At 58.2% G+C, this 16,701-nt stretch carries 22 protein-coding genes; 12 read left to right on the forward strand and 10 right to left on the reverse strand.

Annotated features, from left to right (window positions below; genetic code table 11):
• Positions 1 to 21: 21 nt before the first annotated feature.
• From ureG to ureE, 3 genes are read right to left on the reverse strand one after another with little or no spacing between them, the layout of a single operon-like run.
• Positions 22 to 624, reverse strand: a complete 603-nt coding sequence (gene ureG / locus DXY37_RS06150) for an urease accessory protein UreG (RefSeq protein ID WP_115125825.1) — start codon at positions 622 to 624, stop codon at positions 22 to 24.
• Positions 624 to 1,295, reverse strand: coding sequence for an urease accessory protein UreF (locus DXY37_RS06155; protein ID WP_115125826.1), 672 nt, complete (start codon positions 1,293 to 1,295; stop codon positions 624 to 626). Before DXY37_RS06155 ends, ureG begins: the two co-directional genes overlap by 1 nt.
• On the reverse strand, positions 1,292 to 1,801 hold the full coding sequence (gene ureE / locus DXY37_RS06160) for an urease accessory protein UreE (RefSeq protein WP_170951804.1): 510 nt from the start codon (positions 1,799 to 1,801) through the stop codon (positions 1,292 to 1,294). Before ureE ends, DXY37_RS06155 begins: the two co-directional genes overlap by 4 nt.
• A 78-nt stretch (positions 1,802 to 1,879) precedes the next feature.
• Here ureE and DXY37_RS06165 point away from each other — a divergent pair, with 78 nt between their 5' ends.
• The 6 genes from DXY37_RS06165 (at position 1,880) to DXY37_RS06190 (ending at position 6,292) form a co-directional block, all read left to right on the forward strand.
• The gene (locus DXY37_RS06165; RefSeq protein ID WP_115125827.1) at positions 1,880 to 2,839 is read left to right on the forward strand and encodes an urease accessory protein UreD; all 960 of its coding nucleotides are present in this window, start codon (positions 1,880 to 1,882) and stop codon (positions 2,837 to 2,839) included.
• Positions 2,840 to 2,857: 18 nt separating this feature from the next.
• On the forward strand, positions 2,858 to 3,160 hold the full coding sequence (locus DXY37_RS06170) for an urease subunit gamma (RefSeq protein ID WP_067093570.1): 303 nt from the start codon (positions 2,858 to 2,860) through the stop codon (positions 3,158 to 3,160).
• A gap of 10 nt (positions 3,161 to 3,170) precedes the next feature.
• Positions 3,171 to 3,491 (forward strand): urease subunit beta, encoded by a 321-nt coding sequence (locus DXY37_RS06175; protein ID WP_115125828.1) that lies wholly within the window; start codon positions 3,171 to 3,173, stop codon positions 3,489 to 3,491.
• A gap of 3 nt (positions 3,492 to 3,494) precedes the next feature.
• Positions 3,495 to 5,204 (forward strand): urease subunit alpha, encoded by a 1,710-nt coding sequence (gene ureC, locus DXY37_RS06180; RefSeq protein WP_115125829.1) that lies wholly within the window; start codon positions 3,495 to 3,497, stop codon positions 5,202 to 5,204.
• Complete coding sequence (locus DXY37_RS06185; RefSeq protein ID WP_115125830.1) at positions 5,201 to 5,956, forward strand: type 1 glutamine amidotransferase; 756 nt, start codon at positions 5,201 to 5,203, stop codon at positions 5,954 to 5,956. The genes ureC and DXY37_RS06185 overlap by 4 nt, the downstream gene beginning before the upstream one ends.
• Before the next feature lie 168 nt (positions 5,957 to 6,124).
• Positions 6,125 to 6,292, forward strand: coding sequence for a DUF4278 domain-containing protein (locus DXY37_RS06190; RefSeq protein WP_115125831.1), 168 nt, complete (start codon positions 6,125 to 6,127; stop codon positions 6,290 to 6,292).
• Positions 6,293 to 6,343: 51 nt separating this feature from the next.
• Here DXY37_RS06190 and DXY37_RS06195 read toward each other — a convergent pair whose 3' ends face one another.
• From DXY37_RS06195 to DXY37_RS06205, 3 genes are all read right to left on the reverse strand, one after another.
• Entirely contained in the window at positions 6,344 to 6,832 is a 489-nt protein-coding gene (locus DXY37_RS06195) for a redox protein (protein WP_115125832.1), read from the reverse strand.
• An 82-nt stretch (positions 6,833 to 6,914) separates the two neighbouring features.
• Positions 6,915 to 7,958, reverse strand: a complete 1,044-nt coding sequence (locus DXY37_RS06200) for a GTP 3',8-cyclase MoaA (protein ID WP_115125833.1) — start codon at positions 7,956 to 7,958, stop codon at positions 6,915 to 6,917.
• The gene (locus DXY37_RS06205; protein ID WP_115125834.1) at positions 7,955 to 8,539 is read right to left on the reverse strand and encodes a molybdenum cofactor guanylyltransferase; all 585 of its coding nucleotides are present in this window, start codon (positions 8,537 to 8,539) and stop codon (positions 7,955 to 7,957) included. The genes DXY37_RS06200 and DXY37_RS06205 overlap by 4 nt, the downstream gene beginning before the upstream one ends.
• A gap of 255 nt (positions 8,540 to 8,794) precedes the next feature.
• On the opposite strand from DXY37_RS06205, the gene DXY37_RS06210 reads away from it, so the two are divergent.
• Positions 8,795 to 10,363 carry an MFS transporter gene (locus DXY37_RS06210; protein ID WP_115125835.1) on the forward strand — a complete coding sequence of 523 codons (1,569 nt, stop codon included), beginning with the start codon at positions 8,795 to 8,797 and terminating at the stop codon, positions 10,361 to 10,363.
• A 79-nt stretch (positions 10,364 to 10,442) separates the two neighbouring features.
• Complete coding sequence (locus DXY37_RS06215; protein WP_115125836.1) at positions 10,443 to 12,671, forward strand: molybdopterin oxidoreductase family protein; 2,229 nt, start codon at positions 10,443 to 10,445, stop codon at positions 12,669 to 12,671.
• Here DXY37_RS06215 and DXY37_RS06220 read toward each other — a convergent pair.
• On the reverse strand, positions 12,652 to 13,119 hold the full coding sequence (locus tag DXY37_RS06220) for a nitrate reductase associated protein (RefSeq protein ID WP_115125837.1): 468 nt from the start codon (positions 13,117 to 13,119) through the stop codon (positions 12,652 to 12,654). The two genes, DXY37_RS06215 and DXY37_RS06220, sit on opposite strands and share 20 nt — an antisense overlap.
• Positions 13,120 to 13,225: 106 nt before the next feature.
• Between DXY37_RS06220 and DXY37_RS13295 the strand changes: the two genes are divergently transcribed.
• Positions 13,226 to 13,390 carry a hypothetical protein gene (locus tag DXY37_RS13295; RefSeq protein WP_170951805.1) on the forward strand — a complete coding sequence of 55 codons (165 nt, stop codon included), beginning with the start codon at positions 13,226 to 13,228 and terminating at the stop codon, positions 13,388 to 13,390.
• A gap of 35 nt (positions 13,391 to 13,425) precedes the next feature.
• Here the strand turns inward: DXY37_RS13295 and DXY37_RS13745 are convergent, their stop codons facing one another.
• On the reverse strand, positions 13,426 to 13,665 hold the full coding sequence (locus DXY37_RS13745) for a hypothetical protein (protein ID WP_170951806.1): 240 nt from the start codon (positions 13,663 to 13,665) through the stop codon (positions 13,426 to 13,428).
• Positions 13,666 to 13,667: 2 nt separating this feature from the next.
• On the opposite strand from DXY37_RS13745, the gene moaC reads away from it, so the two are divergent.
• Together moaC and DXY37_RS06235 are read left to right on the forward strand one after the other, a co-directional pair.
• Complete coding sequence (gene moaC / locus DXY37_RS06230; RefSeq protein WP_115125838.1) at positions 13,668 to 14,144, forward strand: cyclic pyranopterin monophosphate synthase MoaC; 477 nt, start codon at positions 13,668 to 13,670, stop codon at positions 14,142 to 14,144.
• Positions 14,113 to 15,396: a molybdopterin molybdotransferase MoeA gene (locus DXY37_RS06235; protein ID WP_244276912.1), complete on the forward strand. Its 1,284-nt coding sequence runs from the start codon at positions 14,113 to 14,115 to the stop codon at positions 15,394 to 15,396. The genes moaC and DXY37_RS06235 overlap by 32 nt, the downstream gene beginning before the upstream one ends.
• A 13-nt stretch (positions 15,397 to 15,409) precedes the next feature.
• Here DXY37_RS06235 and DXY37_RS06240 read toward each other — a convergent pair whose 3' ends face one another.
• Together DXY37_RS06240 and DXY37_RS06245 are read right to left on the reverse strand one after the other, a co-directional pair.
• Entirely contained in the window at positions 15,410 to 15,808 is a 399-nt protein-coding gene (locus DXY37_RS06240) for a molybdenum cofactor biosynthesis protein MoaE (protein ID WP_244276939.1), read from the reverse strand.
• A 50-nt stretch (positions 15,809 to 15,858) separates the two neighbouring features.
• Positions 15,859 to 16,122: a MoaD/ThiS family protein gene (locus DXY37_RS06245; protein WP_115125840.1), complete on the reverse strand. Its 264-nt coding sequence runs from the start codon at positions 16,120 to 16,122 to the stop codon at positions 15,859 to 15,861.
• A gap of 61 nt (positions 16,123 to 16,183) precedes the next feature.
• Between DXY37_RS06245 and moaB the strand changes: the two genes are divergently transcribed.
• Positions 16,184 to 16,699 carry a molybdenum cofactor biosynthesis protein B gene (gene moaB / locus DXY37_RS06250; protein ID WP_115125841.1) on the forward strand — a complete coding sequence of 172 codons (516 nt, stop codon included), beginning with the start codon at positions 16,184 to 16,186 and terminating at the stop codon, positions 16,697 to 16,699.
• The last annotated feature ends 2 nt before the right edge of the window (positions 16,700 to 16,701 follow it).

Raw genomic sequence — 16,701 nt, forward strand, 5'->3', positions numbered from 1 at the left:
TAACAATTTTTGAATACGTTTTTAATTCGGTAACTGTTGCATCAGAAATTCAACAACAAAATCCAAACCTTCTCCGCTTTGGAGATTGGTGAAGCACCAGGGACGGCCTGCACGCATCCGTTGAGCATCACGCTCCATCACCCCCAAGTCGGCTCCAACAAAGGGTGCCAAGTCAATCTTGTTGATCACGAGCAAATCTGAACGGGTGATGCCTGGGCCGCCCTTGCGCGGGATCTTGTCACCAGCAGCCACATCGATCACGTAGATGCACAAGTCCACCAGCTCAGGACTGAAGCTGGCGGCCAAATTGTCGCCGCCACTTTCCACCAACACCACATCCAAGTCGGGGAACTGGGCTTCCAGCTCAGAAACCGCAGACCGATTGATCGAGCAATCCTCGCGAATCGCCGTATGAGGGCATCCTCCAGTTTCGACTCCACGGATCCGCTCAGGCTCCAAGGCCCCTGCCTGGGTCAGAAACTGAGCATCCTCCTGGGTATAGATGTCATTGGTGACCACAGCCAGTTGCAACTGATCGCGCAGCACCCTGCAAAGAGCCTCCACCAATGCGGTTTTTCCCGAGCCCACCGGTCCGGCCACACCTAAACGAAGCTTGCTAGCCATCAACTTCGAAACAAGCGGGAATACAACTCAGCATGGGCCAGCTGCGCCATCGAGACGCCAACACCACTGTTCCAAAGCTCATGGGGGTGAACACCAGACAACTGTTCAGCCACATTCACGAGCTGAGGGAGCAGGCGTTGCTGCAGAACCTGGGCTCTTGTTGGCCCCAATGGCACTAAACGCACAGCAGCACTGAGTTGATTGGCAACCCAGCTGTAGAGATAGCCCTCAACCATCTCCCGCTCAGCGACTTGCAGAGCAACAGATGCCCAAGCCCAGGCAGCAGGCCAAGCCAGAGGAAGCGCTTCTGGCAGAGGGTGACCCATCTCTGCGAGCAGCTCAAGCAGAGAGCCACCCATCTGACGCTGTTGGGCACGCAGCTCAGCAGCTTCGCGCGTCGCCAATAGCCAGCCATCCAGATCAACCACTCGGGTTCGCGCACTGGCATCAGCGCTGACCTGCCAATGCCTGAGATCAGCTGCCAACTCCGGGAGCGCTGCAGCTTCGAGGCGCAAGGCACCCCGCTGAAGCTCTGCAGCGAGCCACAGCTCAATCCCATGCTCATCCCTGAGACCACCGGACTGAATCAACACTTCCAGTCCCTCGGAATAACTGAATGCACCCACGGGCAGCGCCGGACTGACCATCTGCAACAAGGCGAGCGATGTCATGCAGAAGCGAGCCCATGAGAATGCGAATGAACACCGCCATAAGCACCACCGTCGGGAACAAACGGCCGTTCACAGGCGCTCACCTGAAGTCCACGACTCGTCAACATCACGGCCAGCACCGAATCCTCAAGCAGCAGAAGCTCCTGTTCATGGAGCTCAAGCGGAACATGACGGTTGCCAAGGTGATAGGCAGCCTGCAGGAGTTCAAGCGTAGAAGCCGCGCGAACCCGTAAAAGCCGTTCTGGTGCTGCAATCACTTCCACCTGCAAACTGCGCAATTGATCCAGAAGCAGATCACCAGGCTGGAGAGCACCATCACGAGGCAACTGCAGCAACAACTCCCTGCCGCAGTGGGTGCGACGGCGGCCACGCAAAACCGTGCGTTCGTCTGCGGTGAGCGGCAGTTGCAAACGACCCACCGCCTCGGCGTTGGTCCATCCTCCAACAGACAAGCGGTGCTCCAGCACGATCACAGGTTCAACCACCACCCTTCCCTGTCTGGCCATGAGCCTGCCCACGAACCAAGCCCTCTTTTCGTGTGCATTGCTACAGAGTGATCGCTGGGGGGCATCGAGCTTGGTGTGATGCAACGCCTCGATCCCTGGCAAGGACACTGCCGGCTGCAGTTTTTCCAGCAAGGTGAACGCACCATTCACCAGGGCGGCTGCAGTGCTCCCTTCAAACTGCTGCGCTCAGAAGACGGCGCTGACGGCCGCCGTGAAATCCCACTGCTGCACACTGCTGGCGGGTTGGTGGGCGGCGACCAGCTCAACATCGACATTGCTCTTGAGACCAACAGCCACAGCCTGATCACCAGCGTCGCCGCTCAAAAGGTCTATGGCTCCGTCGGTCGCAGCCGCCTGACTCCGCAGGGATCCTGGGCACGCCAACACGTGAATTGCCAACTCGGCAGTCACAGCGATTTGGAATGGTTGCCCCAGGAACTCGTGGTCTACGCCAACGCTCTCTATGAACAGCAACTCAGCGTGCGTCTACCGACAGACGCCTCGTTCCTGGGAGCAGAGATTGTTCGACTGGGCCGAACCGCCGCTGGCGAAACACTGCAGCAAGGCCGCTGGCGTTCGTCGTTGAGCATCCAACGGGTGAGCGCAAACCAATCGGAGCCGCAGTCCTGGGAACTGGTGGACAGGCTCGAACTGGGGAACTCAAGCCTCAATGATCTGCATGGCCTGCACCAACAACCGGTGTTCGGAACTCTGGTCTGGGCGGCTCCCATGCCCCTGTATGCCCACATCCTTAAAAACTTGATTGCTGCTGCGCGTGAGGATCGCGAGGGGCTTGAAGGAACGATGCGATGCGGAGGCCTCCAGCAGGGATTCATCGCCCGCTATGCAGGTCCATCCAGCAGAGATGCGCGTTTCTGGTTCAGCCGCATCTGGAGACGGACCCGTTTGTTGAGAAACCTGAACGAGCCAAAGATTCCACGGGTTTGGCCCTTGCAGGAACAACCCTTACAGGAAGAGCCTTTGCAACGATCACTGTTCACTGCGAACCATGCGCTCAGACCATCGGCGACACACTGACGTCGATCAGGGCTTGCCATGCAACTCAGTCCCCAGGAAAAAGACAAACTCCTGATCGTGACCGCAGCACTGCTGGCCGAACGACGCCTCCAACGCGGCCTTCATCTCAATCACCCTGAAGCGGTGGCCTGGCTCAGTTTTCTGATCCTCGAGGGTGCCCGTGACGGTAAAAGTGTGGCGGACCTGATGCAGGAAGGCACCACCTGGTTGCGCCGCGATCAGGTGATGGAAGGGGTCTCCGAACTGGTGCAAGAGGTGCAGATCGAGGCCGTCTTCCCCGATGGCACCAAGCTCGTGACGCTTCACGACCCGATCCGCTGAACACTGACCCATGAACCCATTGATTCCTGGCGAACTTCTCTGCGAACCCGGCGAGATTGAACTCAATGCAGGCCGGCCCACAACCACAATCAGCGTGGCCAACAGCGGTGATCGGCCTGTGCAGGTGGGGTCTCATTTCCACTTTGCGGAAGCCAATGCAGCCCTTCAGTTCGACCGAGCCGCAGCCCGCGGTCAACGGCTCGACATCCCTGCAGGAACGGCGATCCGGTTTGAACCGGGAGACAGTCGCGACGTCACCCTGATTCCGTTCGCCGGTGCCCGTCGGGTGATTGGTTTCAACGGTTGCATCAACGGACCCCTCGACACCTGAGCCATGGCCTACCGCATTTCCCGACAGGCTTACGCCGAGACCTACGGCCCCACGACCGGCGACCGCGTGCGTCTTTCTGACACGGATCTAATCCTTGAGGTGGAAAAAGACTGCACCGTCTATGGAGACGAGGTGAAGTTCGGCGGCGGCAAGGTGATTCGTGACGGCATGGGCCAGTCGCAAACAGCACGAGCTGAAGGAGCCGTTGACACGGTGATCACCAATGCACTGATTCTCGACTGGTGGGGAATCATCAAAGCCGATGTGGGCCTGAGAGACGGGCGCATCGTTGGCATTGGCAAAGCGGGTAACCCCGACACACAGCAAGGAGTCAACATCGTTGTAGGACCCGGCACCGAAGCGATTGCGGGCGAGGGACACATCCTCACAGCAGGTGGGATCGACACCCATATCCATTTCATCTGCCCCCAGCAGATTGAAACGGCGCTGGCCAGCGGCGTGACCACCCTGATGGGTGGAGGCACGGGTCCGGCAACCGGCACCAACGCCACCACATGCACCCCCGGAGCCTTCCACATCGGCAGGATGCTTCAGGCCGCCGAAGGGCTTCCAGTGAACTTGGGATTCTTCGGCAAGGGCAATGCCAGCACTCCCGAAGCCCTCGAAGAGCAGGTGCGTGCCGGAGCCTGCGGCCTCAAGCTCCATGAAGACTGGGGAACCACACCGGCCTCGATCGATGCCTGCCTTTCAGTGGCCGATCGGATGGATGTGCAGGTCTGCATTCACACCGACACGCTGAACGAAGCCGGTTTCGTTGAAGACACGATTGCCGCCATCAAAGGGCGAACGATTCACACCTTCCATACCGAGGGCGCAGGTGGTGGACATGCCCCGGACATCATCAAAATCTGCGGCGAAACCAACGTGCTGCCCAGCAGCACCAACCCCACTCGGCCTTACACCACCAACACGCTCGAGGAACACCTCGACATGCTGATGGTCTGCCACCATCTGGATCCAAAAATTCCCGAAGACGTGGCCTTTGCCGAGTCACGCATCCGCCGCGAAACGATTGCGGCAGAAGACATCCTTCACGACCTTGGTGCCTTCTCAATTATTGCCAGTGACTCCCAGGCGATGGGTCGTGTCGGCGAGGTAATCACCCGAACCTTCCAGACAGCGCACAAGATGAAAGTGCAGCGAGGCCCGCTGCCTGAAGACTCCAGCCGCAATGACAACCATCGACTGAAGCGATACATCGCCAAGGTGACCATCAATCCTGCACTCGCCCATGGCATCAGCAGCGAAGTGGGATCCATCGAAACCGGCAAGCTTGCTGATCTGGTGCTTTGGAAACCAGGCTTCTTCGGCATCCGACCTGAGCTGGTGATCAAGGGCGGCTCGATTGTCTGGGCTCAGATGGGTGATGCCAACGCTTCAATTCCCACCCCGGGCCCAGTGCACGGCCGCCCGATGTTTGGCGCCTACGGCAAAGCTCTCGCCCCCAGTTGCCTCACTTTCATGAGCGCTGCTGCGATGGATGCCGATCTCAAACAACAGTTGGGACTTGAACGAACTTGTGTGGCGGTCGCAGACACCCGCGGAGTCAGCAAAAGCTCCCTGAAGCTCAACTCCGCCCTGCCGAAGATGAGCGTCGACCCTCAGACCTATGAGGTGTTCGCTGATGGCCGGCTGCTCAGCTGCGAGCCCGCCGACGTGCTGCCACTCGCCCAGCGCTACCTCTTGTTGTGAATCATTCCCTGCTGGTGATTCAACACGTTGATCACGAGGGTCCTGATCGAATCCATGAACTCGCAATGCAACGAGGCATGAGCATCCAGACGATCCGTCCAGATCTCGGCGAGCTCCTACCCGACCCGGACAACACTCCAGACACCATTGCTGTGGTGCTTGGAGGACCGATGGGGGTGAACCAGCGCAACGACCCAAAGATGGATTGGCTTCGGCTTGAACTGGAGTGGCTGTCGCGCTGGCATCGGCAGAAAAAACCAGTGTTGGGGATCTGCCTGGGAGCCCAGCTGCTGGCTGTGGCGGCTGGAGGATCGGTGGAGCCGCTCAGCGTGGGAGAACCCCCTGCACCACTGAAGGAACTGGGGATTGGAGCCATCCACTGGCTAGTCAACCCCAGCGAAGAACCGCTGCTCCATGGCCTTGATCCCAGTGCACTGGTCCTGCACTGGCATGGCGACCGGATCCGACTCCCCAATGACGCCAGCTTGCTTGGTTCGTCGTTGCACTGCCCCGAGCAGGTGTTCAAAATCGACCGCCATGCCGTTGGCCTTCAGTGCCACCTCGAAATTTCGGGAGCAAACCTGGAGCGATGGATTCAAGCTGACGCCGCTTACATCGTTAGCGCAATGGGAAAGAACGGAGCCGATCAGCTTCGCAAAGACTGGAAGCGACTGGGCGGGCATCTGCAAAAGAGTGGAACCCAGTTGTTCACCAATTTGTTCAGACAGCTACAAAACATCAACAGCCACTGAATCCAAAACTTTTCGAAACTGGTATCAGCTTGAACACCAACACAACAATCCACCCAATCACAATCAATTTGTAGTCATCACTACACAACGTTCACTTCATCCTTGGGTGAAGCGCAGTACGACTCAGGCCATGGAACGGGGACCTGAGCTTGCTTCGGAGAACTGATCATGAGCACGCTTCTCTATCGCGGTCACACCTACGACCAGCGCAAAGAATGTGCGACAAAACCAGCTATCAAGCTCACTTATCGCCGGCAGGTCTATCAAGCACGCCACGCAGAGGCCAAGCGAGCAAGAGTCGAATTGAAATACCGAGGTGTCGCCTACATCCGCTGATTGGAGCTGATACAAGCCGTCCTCGCTGAAGATGACTTGTAAAAATCTGACTTAAGCCGCTTGAGGCAGGGGTCTGACCCCATGCAGTTGGGGTTTAGCAGCCGACGTCGTCGCTGCCATCAGCGATGGGATCCGCGCGCTGTTGTAGATGCGGAATTCATGCTCCAGAGACACTCCAGGCTTTCGAACAGCCTGGTTCAACACCACAGAGCCATCAGGATCAGAGATGGATCGGTGAAACGTGCGCGGAGGAATACGCAGGATGTCGCCACCACTTTCAAGCCGAACAATGTGAAACGGCTGCTCCCAGAGCAGATTCACCAAATAAAACGTTCGTCCGCCACTGGCGGCCAAAAGATTGTCTTCCTGATTGGGATGCATATAAAACTGCCAGGCCCCTGTTTCGGGGTCATCCGGTGGGCTCACGGCAGGGCCGGAGTGAATCACCAGGTCACGGGCATTGGACGTCTCAACCGTGACGTCAAAGAAATGCACAGAAGGCGTGTCGCGAAACCGCTCGAAAGACAACAGTTCGAACATCACCGATGGGCCGAGTCATGACCCGAATACTTAATTGTTTTTACCGAGACTTCTCGGCTCAAACGGTGCCTTCGGTAACGGTTCAGCCACCTAAGTAAGCCATTTCCGCGTGAGGTGGCGCGCCTGAAGCAGCCCTGCCCTCTTCGCTGTAATGGTCAAGTCTCCGCTGCCAGAGATTACAGATCGCTCGCTCCAGGTCATCGTCACTCGTCAAAGCCGGTTTCAGATCCGTTCCTCGAGCTGCAAACAAACAAGTGAAGGCTTGTCCGTCAGCGGTGATGCGCAGTCGATTGCAGTCTCCGCAAAACGGCTCACTGATGGAGGCGATCACACCAATGGCAGCGACCCCATCGCGATAACGCCAACGAAGGGCAGTACCACCAGGTGATCGACCGAGTGACGACAACGGCCATTGGCGGCTGATGCGATCGACCATCACGGCTGCAGGCAAAACCTGCTCCATGGCCCAACCGTTGCGATTGCCCACATCCATGTATTCGATCAAACGCAGCTCCAGCCGTTGCTGACGCGCCAACATTGCTAGAGGAATCAACTGATCGTCGTTCACGCCCCGCTGGATCACCGCATTGAGCTTCAAAGCGCCAACAGCGGGGTCAAATCCGGCCGAACGAGCCGCCTCGAGTCCCGCCAGCACCTGCTGAATCAAACGGTTTCCAGCCGATTCCCCACCGCGCAGGCCAGCCATGCGCGCCACCACCTCACCCTCGACCGCATCAAGACTGATGGTGATCCGTTCGAGGCCAGCTGCACGAAGAGCACGGGCCCGTTCCTGCGTCAGCAAGACTCCGTTGCTGGTGAGTGCCACCTGCCGCAGACCCTGCAGAGGATTGCCAGGAGTGGCACGCCCCAAGGCAACCTGCTCCAGCAGCGGGAGCAGCCGATCGCTCAGTAACGGTTCGCCTCCAGTGAGCCGCAGGGTGTGGGCCCCCAACCGGGAAGCAACCCGGATCAGTCGCAATTGCTGCTTAAGGCTGAGCAGACCTGGGGGATCCACAGCATCGGGGCAGCAATAAGGACAGGCCAGATTGCAGCGTGCCGTGAGCGACATCCGCAGCACCCCGAGCGCTCGAGCCCGCTGGTCAATCGGGGGAGATGCGGCAATCATCCCGTTAACGCTGCCAGATCAATGGGCCGATTGACATTGACCAACTGATCAGAAGGAAGTTTCACCGTGTCATGGGGAATCCGTTCAAGCCAGCCGCACCAACGGCCCTTCCCCTCCGTGAGCTCATCATCAAGCGCTTTGCGATACAGCGCTCCGCATGGATAGATGCCAAAAAGATGCTGGAGCCTGGAGCCGTCATCGGCAACAAGTGCCCTTGATGGCTGCGATCTCCAGCAACGGATCAGCTGCTGCAATGCCTCACAACGCAAGCCGGGCATATCCACAGGCAACGTGAGCAACGCTTCATCATCACGATCGTGCAAGACACAGCTCAAGGCCCAGAGGGGACCTGCCGGCTGCCAGGGCTCGGCTTGAACAGTCACTCCTTCACGGGAACTGAGCAGCGCCTGATGACGGCCATGACCCGTCAGGACGCAAACCTCAAGACCCACTGAGCGCAACAGTTGGACCTGAGCCTCAAGCCAACTCGATCCATCCGGATGGGTCAGCAGAGCCTTGTCTGCACCCATGCGTCGACTGGCACCACCGGCAAGAACAACGCCCAGAAGACGACGAGACATAGAGCCAAAGATCTTGTGCCTTGGTAACACCTCAGACCAACGACATTGCAGTTACAACGACTACCAAAAGACCCAAATCAGCGACAGACATAAATGACACCGGGCTGTCAGGGCTGAAATTTTGTAACCGATGCAACGATTCATGTAGCTACCAAATGGTGCAATTATTCGGCGGTCTGCATGAGCGCCGCATTTTGAAATCCTGAGTGCCTTCGTTTCGACGCCGGGGTTTGAATCTCCACACCAACAAACCCCATGCTTGGCGAACTCTGGTCATTCCAGGGGAGATACCGAACACTTCATCTCACCTGGTTTGCATTCTTTTTAACTTTTGTCGTTTGGTTCAATCTGGCGCCACTCGCCACAACAGTGAAAGCGGATCTCGGACTAACCGTTGGTCAGATCCGCACAGTTGCAATCTGCAATGTTGCGCTCACCATTCCAGCCCGTGTGCTCATTGGCATGTTGCTGGATAAATTCGGCCCTCGACGCACCTATTCCACCCTGCTGGTGTTCTCGGTGATTCCCTGCCTGATGTTTGCATCAGCCCAGGATTTCAATCAACTGGTGGTGTCCCGTCTGCTGCTTTCCATCGTGGGCGCCGGCTTCGTGATCGGCATTCGCATGGTGGCCGAATGGTTCCCTCCCAAAGAAATCGGTTTGGCGGAGGGCATCTATGGCGGCTGGGGCAATTTCGGCTCCGCTTTCTCAGCGCTGAGTCTTGTTGCAGTGGCTGGCTTTCTCTCCTTCTCCGGGGGATTCGAACTGCCCACTGGCGCCACCCTGAACTGGCGAGGAGCGATTGCATTAACGGGAATCATCTCGGCCGTGTATGGCGTGATCTATTTCTTCAACGTCACCGACACCCCTCCAGGAAAGGAATATCAACGCCCTGAGAAGACTGCAGGTCTTGAAGTCACTTCGATGAGAGATTTCTGGGGATTGCTGGGCATGAATGTTCCCTTCGCAGCAATTCTCTGTGTTCTCTGCTGGAGACTTCAGAAAGTTGGATTCCTGAACGCTGGAACTTACCCACTGGCCCTGCTGGCTGTACTTGTCTGGTTCATCTTCCAAACCTGGGGAATCATCCGCACCAACCGTGAACTGATCATGGGAACCAAGGTGTATCCCAAAGAAGATCGTTATGAGTTCCGTCAGGTGGCCATCCTCGAACTCACCTACATCGTGAACTTCGGTTCCGAACTGGCTGTGGTTTCGATGCTGCCAACGTTCTTTGAAACCACATTCGACCTGCCGAAAGCAACAGCAGGAATCTTGGCCTCCTGTTTCGCCTTCGTGAACCTGGTCGCTCGTCCAGCAGGTGGTCTGATCTCCGACAAACTCGGCAGCAGAAAAAACACCATGGGCTTTCTCACAGCCGGCCTCGGCATCGGCTATCTGGTGATGAGCCTGATCAAACCGGGCACATTCAGCGGTTCCACCGGCATCTTCATTGCCGTGGTGATCACCATGCTTGCTTCCTTCTTCGTTCAATCAGGGGAAGGCGCAACATTCGCCCTCGTGCCGCTGGTGAAGCGTCGCGTCACCGGTCAGGTGGCAGGTCTGGTTGGGGCCTACGGCAACGTCGGTGCCGTGACTTACCTCACCATTTTCAGCCTGCTGCCGCTCTGGATGGGTGGAGGCAAGGATCCTTCCCCTGAGGTGATCGCCGCCTCCAACAGTGCGTTTTTCCAGATTCTGGGAATTGCAGGTCTGATCGTGGCTTTCTTCTGCTTCTTCTTCCTCAAGGAACCCAAGGGATCCTTCGATGAGTTGCATGAAGGTGAAAGTCCCTCGTCATCAGCTGCTGCCATGGCTCGCTGAGCCATCAGCACTCTCGACTGAGATCACTGATCCCTGGTGATGAAAGCACCGGGGATCTTGCATTCCATCGGATTCTTTGATGACCAGTCCCTGCAAGAGCATTCAGAGTCAGTGCCCTTACTGCGGCGTGGGCTGCGGTCTGGAACTGATGCCACCGGGAGAAGCGGGAAAATCTGTGAAACGGGATGCCGAGGGCAACCCGATGTGGACTGCACGTGGCAACAAACAGCATCCATCCAACCTGGGACAGGTCTGCATCAAAGGGGCCACGGTGGGAGAGACCCTGGCCAAGGGAAGGCTCACTCAACCCCTCTACCGGCCAACCTTCAATGATGATTTCCAGCCGATCAGCTGGGACAGTGCCTTTGACCTCCTGACAGGCCGGATTCGCAGCACCCTCAGCGGCAAAGGTGCCGATGCCATTGCCATGTATGGCTCGGGCCAATTCCACACCGAGGACTACTACATGGCTCAGAAGCTGTTGAAAGGAGCTCTGGGCACCAACAATTTCGATGCCAATTCCCGCCTCTGCATGAGTTCAGCGGTGGCCGGCTACACCCGCAGCCTTGGCTCTGACGGTCCTCCCTGTTGCTACGAGGATCTCGATCACTGTTCCGTGGCATTCCTGATCGGAACAAACACGGCCGAATGCCACCCCGTGCTGTTCCAGCGTCTGCTCAAACGCAAAAAACGCGATCCCAAGGGCCTCACCATCGTTGTCGTGGATCCTCGTTGCACAGACACAGCCAAGATTGCCGACCATCATCTAGCCATCGCCGCGGGCACCGATCTCGCCCTGCTCCACGGTCTTGCTCGACTCGTCATTGAAGACAACGGCTTCGACAGCGATTTCATCGATGCCGCGACGGAAGGCTTCTCTGACTACGCCAAAACGATCAATACCTGGACAGCTGAGGAGACCGCCAAGCTCTGCGGGATCACAGAACAGGAACTGCGCGACGTTGGCAGACTCTGGAGTCGCAGAGCAGGCATCCTCAGCCTCTGGTCCATGGGCGTAAACCAACGCAGAGAGGGCACGGCCGTCGTGAGTGGACTGATCAATCTGCATTTGCTGACCGGTGAAATCGGTAAGCCCGGTGCAGGACCGTTTTCACTAACAGGCCAGCCCAATGCCATGGGCGGCCGTGAAGCCGGAGGCCTGGCCCACCTGCTACCGGGCTACAGGTTGGTGACCAACCCAGACCATCGCTCCGAAGTGGAGCAGGCCTGGGGATTGGCCTCAGGATCCATCGCTGCAGAACCTGGACTGAGTGCCTGGCAACAGGTGGAAGCAATGGAGCGGGGTGAACTGGATCTCTGGTGGGTCGCTGCCACGAACCCCCTGGTGAGCATGCCTGATCTCGAGCGGGTGAAAGCAGCCATGGAACGCTGCCCCCTCGTGGTGGTGAGCGAGGCCTATGCCGACACGGAAACATCTCACTACGCCCACCTACTGCTGCCTGCATCGCAGTGGAGCGAAAAGTCTGGAGCCATGACCAATTCGGAGCGCCGTGTAACGCTCTGCCCGGCGTTCAGACCACAGCATGGCGACAGCCGACCCGACTGGGAGGTCTTCGCAGAGCTCGGACGTCGTCTGGGGTTCGTCGATCAGTTCACCTACGCCTCATCAGCAGAGGTGTACAGCGAATTTGCCGCTCTGTCCGCAAGCCGAATCTGCGATGTTTCAGGGCTGAGCCACCAGCTGCTGTATGAGCATGGTCCGCAGCAATGGCCTTTCCCCCTCGGCCATGAGCCGACGCAAGCAGCCAAGCGTCTGTACGTCGGCAAGCGATTCCCAACAGCCAACGGGCGTGCCCGCTTCCAGTCGGATGCTCCGCTGGGACTGGCGGAACCACCCTGTGAGATTTATCCACTGGTGCTCACCGTTGGTCGCTATCTCGGTCAGTGGCACACGATGACGCGCACTGGAAAAGTGAAGCGTCTGAACAGCATGCACCCGGAACCCCGCCTGGAGATTCATCCCAGTGATGCGGAACAATTCGCCATCGAAGATGAGGGCCTGGCGGCGATCACCTCCAGGCGAGGCACGCTCACAGCACGTGTGAGCGTGACCGATCGGATCCGCAAGGGATCAGTCTTCCTTCCGATGCATTGGGGGTTCACGCAATCCGAAGCCTGTGAAGCCAACACCCTGATGCACGATCAGGCCTGCCCGATCTCCAAACAACCTGAACTCAAGGCAACGGCGGTGGTGGTTGCCCCTGCCGTCTCGGTGATGCAACCGGTCGAACAACAGAGCGGCCGACTGGAGAGGCTGCGCAGGATGCTCATCCCAGCACTTCGCTGAACGCGGCATCAAGGTTGTGATGATCATGGCCAGGGCGCGCCAGCTTGCAGAGGGCGAAGCGATCCAGCTCCCGCAGCTTCATCCAGGTCTGAGACGTCAGGTCGATGCCACGAAGTCGAGCAGCATCCAGAAGCTGATCCGGAAGCCGAGCCGGTCGCTGCCAGGGCTCCTGCACGGCAGGAGGCAGATCTTTGACCATGCCATCAACCATCGCAGCGGTGCAGGCGCGCAGATGTTCACGCATCTGCGCCAGGTGCTCGGGGGAATCGCCCCAGTCGACGAGGCCCTGACGCTGCTCATGACTCATCGCCAACCAGTGACTCAGCTTGAGCTTGATGCCTGCCAAATCAAGTTTGCGGCGAACACATAAGGGGATACATCGCCAGGAGCCGATGAAGTCCTGTTCGAATGCAAAACAGTGCCGCGACTGATCCAGCTGCGGATGCATTGGTAGTAACAACAACGGTTTGCATATCTCTAGCTGGAAACAGTGGCAACAACGACCAACGACGAAGCGCAAAGCAGAGATGCTCGGCTCAACGTTGATGACTTCAATGCGTTTCGCCCTCTGTCTGGGAATGATTCTTGGCTCAGCCCACGGCTGGTTGGCCTCCGAGGGACTCGCTTCCGGCCTCCTGCTGATTCACTCCCAGCAAGAAGGGTCGTCACTGCAAAGTTTCAGTGAGCTCAGTAGCGGTTCTTACAGTTTTTATCCATAGTGAATGGAGATTGCCCATCTCCGAATGGTTCGCTCCTACTCAACAACCAGCGCAAGCCGTAGCCCAATCACCGTTGCAGCAGGTTTCATCGGCGCATTCATCGTGGCCTCTCTGGCCATACAGATGGTCCGGAGCCAGCAAGCCTCAGTCGCTCCAGTCGAGACGTCAACTTCTTCAACCCAGGTCGAGCCCGTGATCACCTCCCAGGCTGCAATGTGGTCGGTGCTGGGTGAGCGCTGATCAACACTGACGAACTCAGTCAGCACACGATTCATCGATGTCTGAACAGCTTTCGCACCTCACCAATCAGGGTGAGGTGCACATGGTTGAAGTCGGTGATCGTGCCATCACCAAACGCGAGGCGACCGCGTTGGGTTCGCTGGTGATGCGCAGATCCACATTGGATCTGGTGCTGAACGGCGAAACATCCAAAGGAGACTTGATGGCCGTGGCACGCGTTGCTGCCATTCAAGCCGCCAAGCGCACATCCGAGCTCATTCCCCTTTGCCACCCTTTGCCCCTGAGCGGCATCGACGTGGAAATTGAACCGGACCCATCGTTGCCCGGCCTGACTGTGCGGGTCAGCTGTCGCACGACCGGTCAAACCGGCGTGGAGATGGAAGCGATCACCAGCGTCTCCATCGGGCTGGTCACTCTCTACGACATGTTGAAGTCGGTTGAGCCGGGCATGACGATCAACCGAATTCAGCTGTTGCACAAGGATGGGGGTCGCCATGGCAGCTGGAGCTGCTGACCCCTATGGCCGTGAGGGCCTACAGCTTGCAGATGCTCGAATGCGTGTGCTGGACGCGATCCAACTGGGAACAACACGACGTGCTCAAGCGTTCATCGAGACGGTTCCATTAACAGACGCTCTGGAACGCGTGAACGCAGCTGCCGTGCTGGCCAGGGCCGATGTTCCCGGCTTCAGGGCCTCGATCATGGACGGCTACGCCCTGGGCCAAAGTCAGCAACCAGCCGTTGATGACACCTGGACGTTGGTGGGTCGATCCGCACCGGCCGCCCCCTACCCCTCTGTACTTGCCCACGGCGAAGCCATTCGAATTCTCACCGGTGCACCCTTGCCTGAAGGAGCTGACTGGGTTCTGCCCCAGGAACTGGTGCAGAGGGTGAACGACAGTCTTTGCTTGAAACAGGAGGCCTCGGCCAACCCATGGATCCGGCCGGCCAACGAGGAATGCAGTCAAGGGTCCACTTTGCTGATGCCGGGACAACGCCTCGGACTTGCAGATCTTGCCCAAGCTGCCAGCTGTGGCGTCCAGCAACTGAATGTTTATCGCCAACCACGCATCGGGCTGCTGATCAGCGGCGATGAATTGGTGTCTCCGGGTGAACGACGACCTGAGGGAGCCATCTGGGAAAGCAACAGCACCTTGCTGAAAGGCCTACTGAAGCGTCTTGGCTATCAAGCGTGGGATTGCCGGGTGGTAGCTGATCAACCGCAAGTCCTGCGCAAAACGATCGTTGAGTTGGGCTCAAGTTGTGATGTGTTGGTGAGCACCGGAGGTGTCTCCGCCGGTGACAGCGACTGGATCCGACCGCTGATGACGGAGCTTGGCGAGGTGGACTTCTGGAAACTGTTCCTCAAGCCGGGTCGGCCCTTCGCCTTTGGCTGCGTGGGCGATAACGTGCCGTTCTTTGGCCTGCCAGGCAATCCCGTTGCAGCAGCCGTCACAGCATTGCAGCTGCTCTGGCCAGCGCTGCAGCTGCTGGAGGGCCAGCAGGAACCGGAGCTGTTACCACGACTGCGGGTAAGCCTTGAGACGCCTTACCGGCGCAGGCCAGGACGGCCGGAACTGGCCCGGGCTTCTTTGATCTGCTCTGCTGACGGAGAACTGCGTGCCCGAGTCGATGGATCCCAGGCCTCCTCACGCATCGGCTCCCTCCAGAATGCGGATCTGCTGTTGGAGATCCCTGCGGAGTCAGGCGACCTGGAACGCGGAGATCAGCTCTGGGCACAACTGCTGCGTCGGCGATTGCTCTGAAACACCCTTGGGGTCAAAGCGCTGTGTTTTCCGACAGCCAGGTCCCAACGCCATTGCTCCATTCCCGCTTCCAAAAGGGAGCGTCATGCTTGAGAGCCTCAAGCAAGGCTGCACAGCAACGTTGTGCAGGTCCACGCCGATCAGCGCTGACCGCCACCAAAACGATCAACTCTCCAGACAGCAACCTGCCGACTCGGTGCAGCACAAGCACGGAACGGCAACCATGGTGCTGCAGTAGCTGGCGAGCGGAGGCCTCAATCAAACGTTCGCACAATCCCGGATAGTGACTGAGCTCCAGGGCCTCCAGCGGTCGTCCATCCATGGCGACATCACGCACGCGGCCCATGAAGATCGCGGTGGCGGCATCCATCTGGGACCGCAACCAGTCGTCGAGCTGCACGACACCCGAGATGGCTTGGTCATGAATGACAATCTGCACCTCGTCAGGATTCGGCAGCACGATCAACCTCCTGTGAATGGCGGCAGGAAAGCCAGTTCATCCCCCGCTTGCACTGGATGATCGGCGCTGACGATGTCCTGGTTGATGGCAACAAGCACCACCTGAGGTAAGTCACCCAGTTCAAGCAGATCCCAGATCTCTCTGGCTGTCTGCACAGCCGGCGCATTCAGTGCAATACAACGATCAGACCAACCCGCCTGGTCCCGCAGTGAAGCAAACAACAACACCTTCACCGAAGCTGGCGCATCGGATTGACTCTGGTTCATCCGTGCCACACGAAAGCTTCACGGTTCTAGCGTTTGTCGATCACACCTCAATCAACGCTGCGTGCTGTCCATTGCCCTGCTGACGATTTCAGACAGTCGGACCCTGGAGAACGACCCGAGCGGAGATCTGCTTCAGCAACGACTGATCGATGCCGGTCATCACTTGCAGACTCGTGCAATCTGTCCGGACGACCGCTATCGGATTCGAGCGCTCGTCAGCCAATGGATCGTCGATTCAGCCGTTGACGTGGTGATCACCACAGGCGGCACAGGCCTGACGGGACGCGACGGCAGCCCTGAAGCGATCGGCCCCTTGCTGGACAAGACCATCGATGGGTTCGGCGAACTGTTCCGAATGCTCTCGTTCCAGACCATCGGCACGAGCAGCCTGCAGAGTCGCTGCCTCGCGGGAGTGGCCAACGGCACGTTCATCTTCGTTCTGCCTGGATCACAGGATGCCGTCACCACAGCCTGGGAGCGACTGATCTCAGCCCAGCTGAACAGCGAAACCCACCCCTGCAACCTGGTGCAGCTCAGATCAAGGCTGAAGGAATCCGCAGATCAGCCACCAACCTGACC

Source organism: Synechococcus sp. GEYO, assembly GCF_900473955.1.
Lineage (GTDB): Bacteria > Cyanobacteriota > Cyanobacteriia > PCC-6307 > Cyanobiaceae > Synechococcus_C.

Bases quoted from the DNA above. Each gene is read 5' to 3' on its own strand.
- ureG (WP_115125825.1), bottom strand. From the start codon at position 624: ATGGCTAGCAAGCTTCGTTTAGGTGTGGCCGGACCGGTGGGCTCGGGA.
- DXY37_RS06155 (WP_115125826.1), bottom strand. From the start codon at position 1,295: ATGACATCGCTCGCCTTGTTGCAGATGGTCAGTCCGGCGCTGCCCGTG.
- ureE (WP_170951804.1), bottom strand. From the start codon at position 1,801: ATGGCCAGACAGGGAAGGGTGGTGGTTGAACCTGTGATCGTGCTGGAG.
- DXY37_RS06165 (WP_115125827.1), top strand. From the start codon at position 1,880: ATGCAACGCCTCGATCCCTGGCAAGGACACTGCCGGCTGCAGTTTTTC.
- DXY37_RS06170 (WP_067093570.1), top strand. From the start codon at position 2,858: ATGCAACTCAGTCCCCAGGAAAAAGACAAACTCCTGATCGTGACCGCA.
- DXY37_RS06175 (WP_115125828.1), top strand. From the start codon at position 3,171: ATGAACCCATTGATTCCTGGCGAACTTCTCTGCGAACCCGGCGAGATT.
- ureC (WP_115125829.1), top strand. From the start codon at position 3,495: ATGGCCTACCGCATTTCCCGACAGGCTTACGCCGAGACCTACGGCCCC.
- DXY37_RS06190 (WP_115125831.1), top strand. From the start codon at position 6,125: ATGAGCACGCTTCTCTATCGCGGTCACACCTACGACCAGCGCAAAGAA.
- DXY37_RS06195 (WP_115125832.1), bottom strand. From the start codon at position 6,832: ATGTTCGAACTGTTGTCTTTCGAGCGGTTTCGCGACACGCCTTCTGTG.
- DXY37_RS06200 (WP_115125833.1), bottom strand. From the start codon at position 7,958: ATGATTGCCGCATCTCCCCCGATTGACCAGCGGGCTCGAGCGCTCGGG.
- DXY37_RS06205 (WP_115125834.1), bottom strand. From the start codon at position 8,539: ATGTCTCGTCGTCTTCTGGGCGTTGTTCTTGCCGGTGGTGCCAGTCGA.
- DXY37_RS06210 (WP_115125835.1), top strand. From the start codon at position 8,795: ATGCTTGGCGAACTCTGGTCATTCCAGGGGAGATACCGAACACTTCAT.
- DXY37_RS06215 (WP_115125836.1), top strand. From the start codon at position 10,443: ATGACCAGTCCCTGCAAGAGCATTCAGAGTCAGTGCCCTTACTGCGGC.
- DXY37_RS06220 (WP_115125837.1), bottom strand. From the start codon at position 13,119: ATGCATCCGCAGCTGGATCAGTCGCGGCACTGTTTTGCATTCGAACAG.
- DXY37_RS13295 (WP_170951805.1), top strand. From the start codon at position 13,226: ATGCGTTTCGCCCTCTGTCTGGGAATGATTCTTGGCTCAGCCCACGGC.
- DXY37_RS13745 (WP_170951806.1), bottom strand. From the start codon at position 13,665: ATGAATCGTGTGCTGACTGAGTTCGTCAGTGTTGATCAGCGCTCACCC.
- moaC (WP_115125838.1), top strand. From the start codon at position 13,668: ATGTCTGAACAGCTTTCGCACCTCACCAATCAGGGTGAGGTGCACATG.
- DXY37_RS06235 (WP_244276912.1), top strand. From the start codon at position 14,113: ATGGGGGTCGCCATGGCAGCTGGAGCTGCTGACCCCTATGGCCGTGAG.
- DXY37_RS06245 (WP_115125840.1), bottom strand. From the start codon at position 16,122: ATGAACCAGAGTCAATCCGATGCGCCAGCTTCGGTGAAGGTGTTGTTG.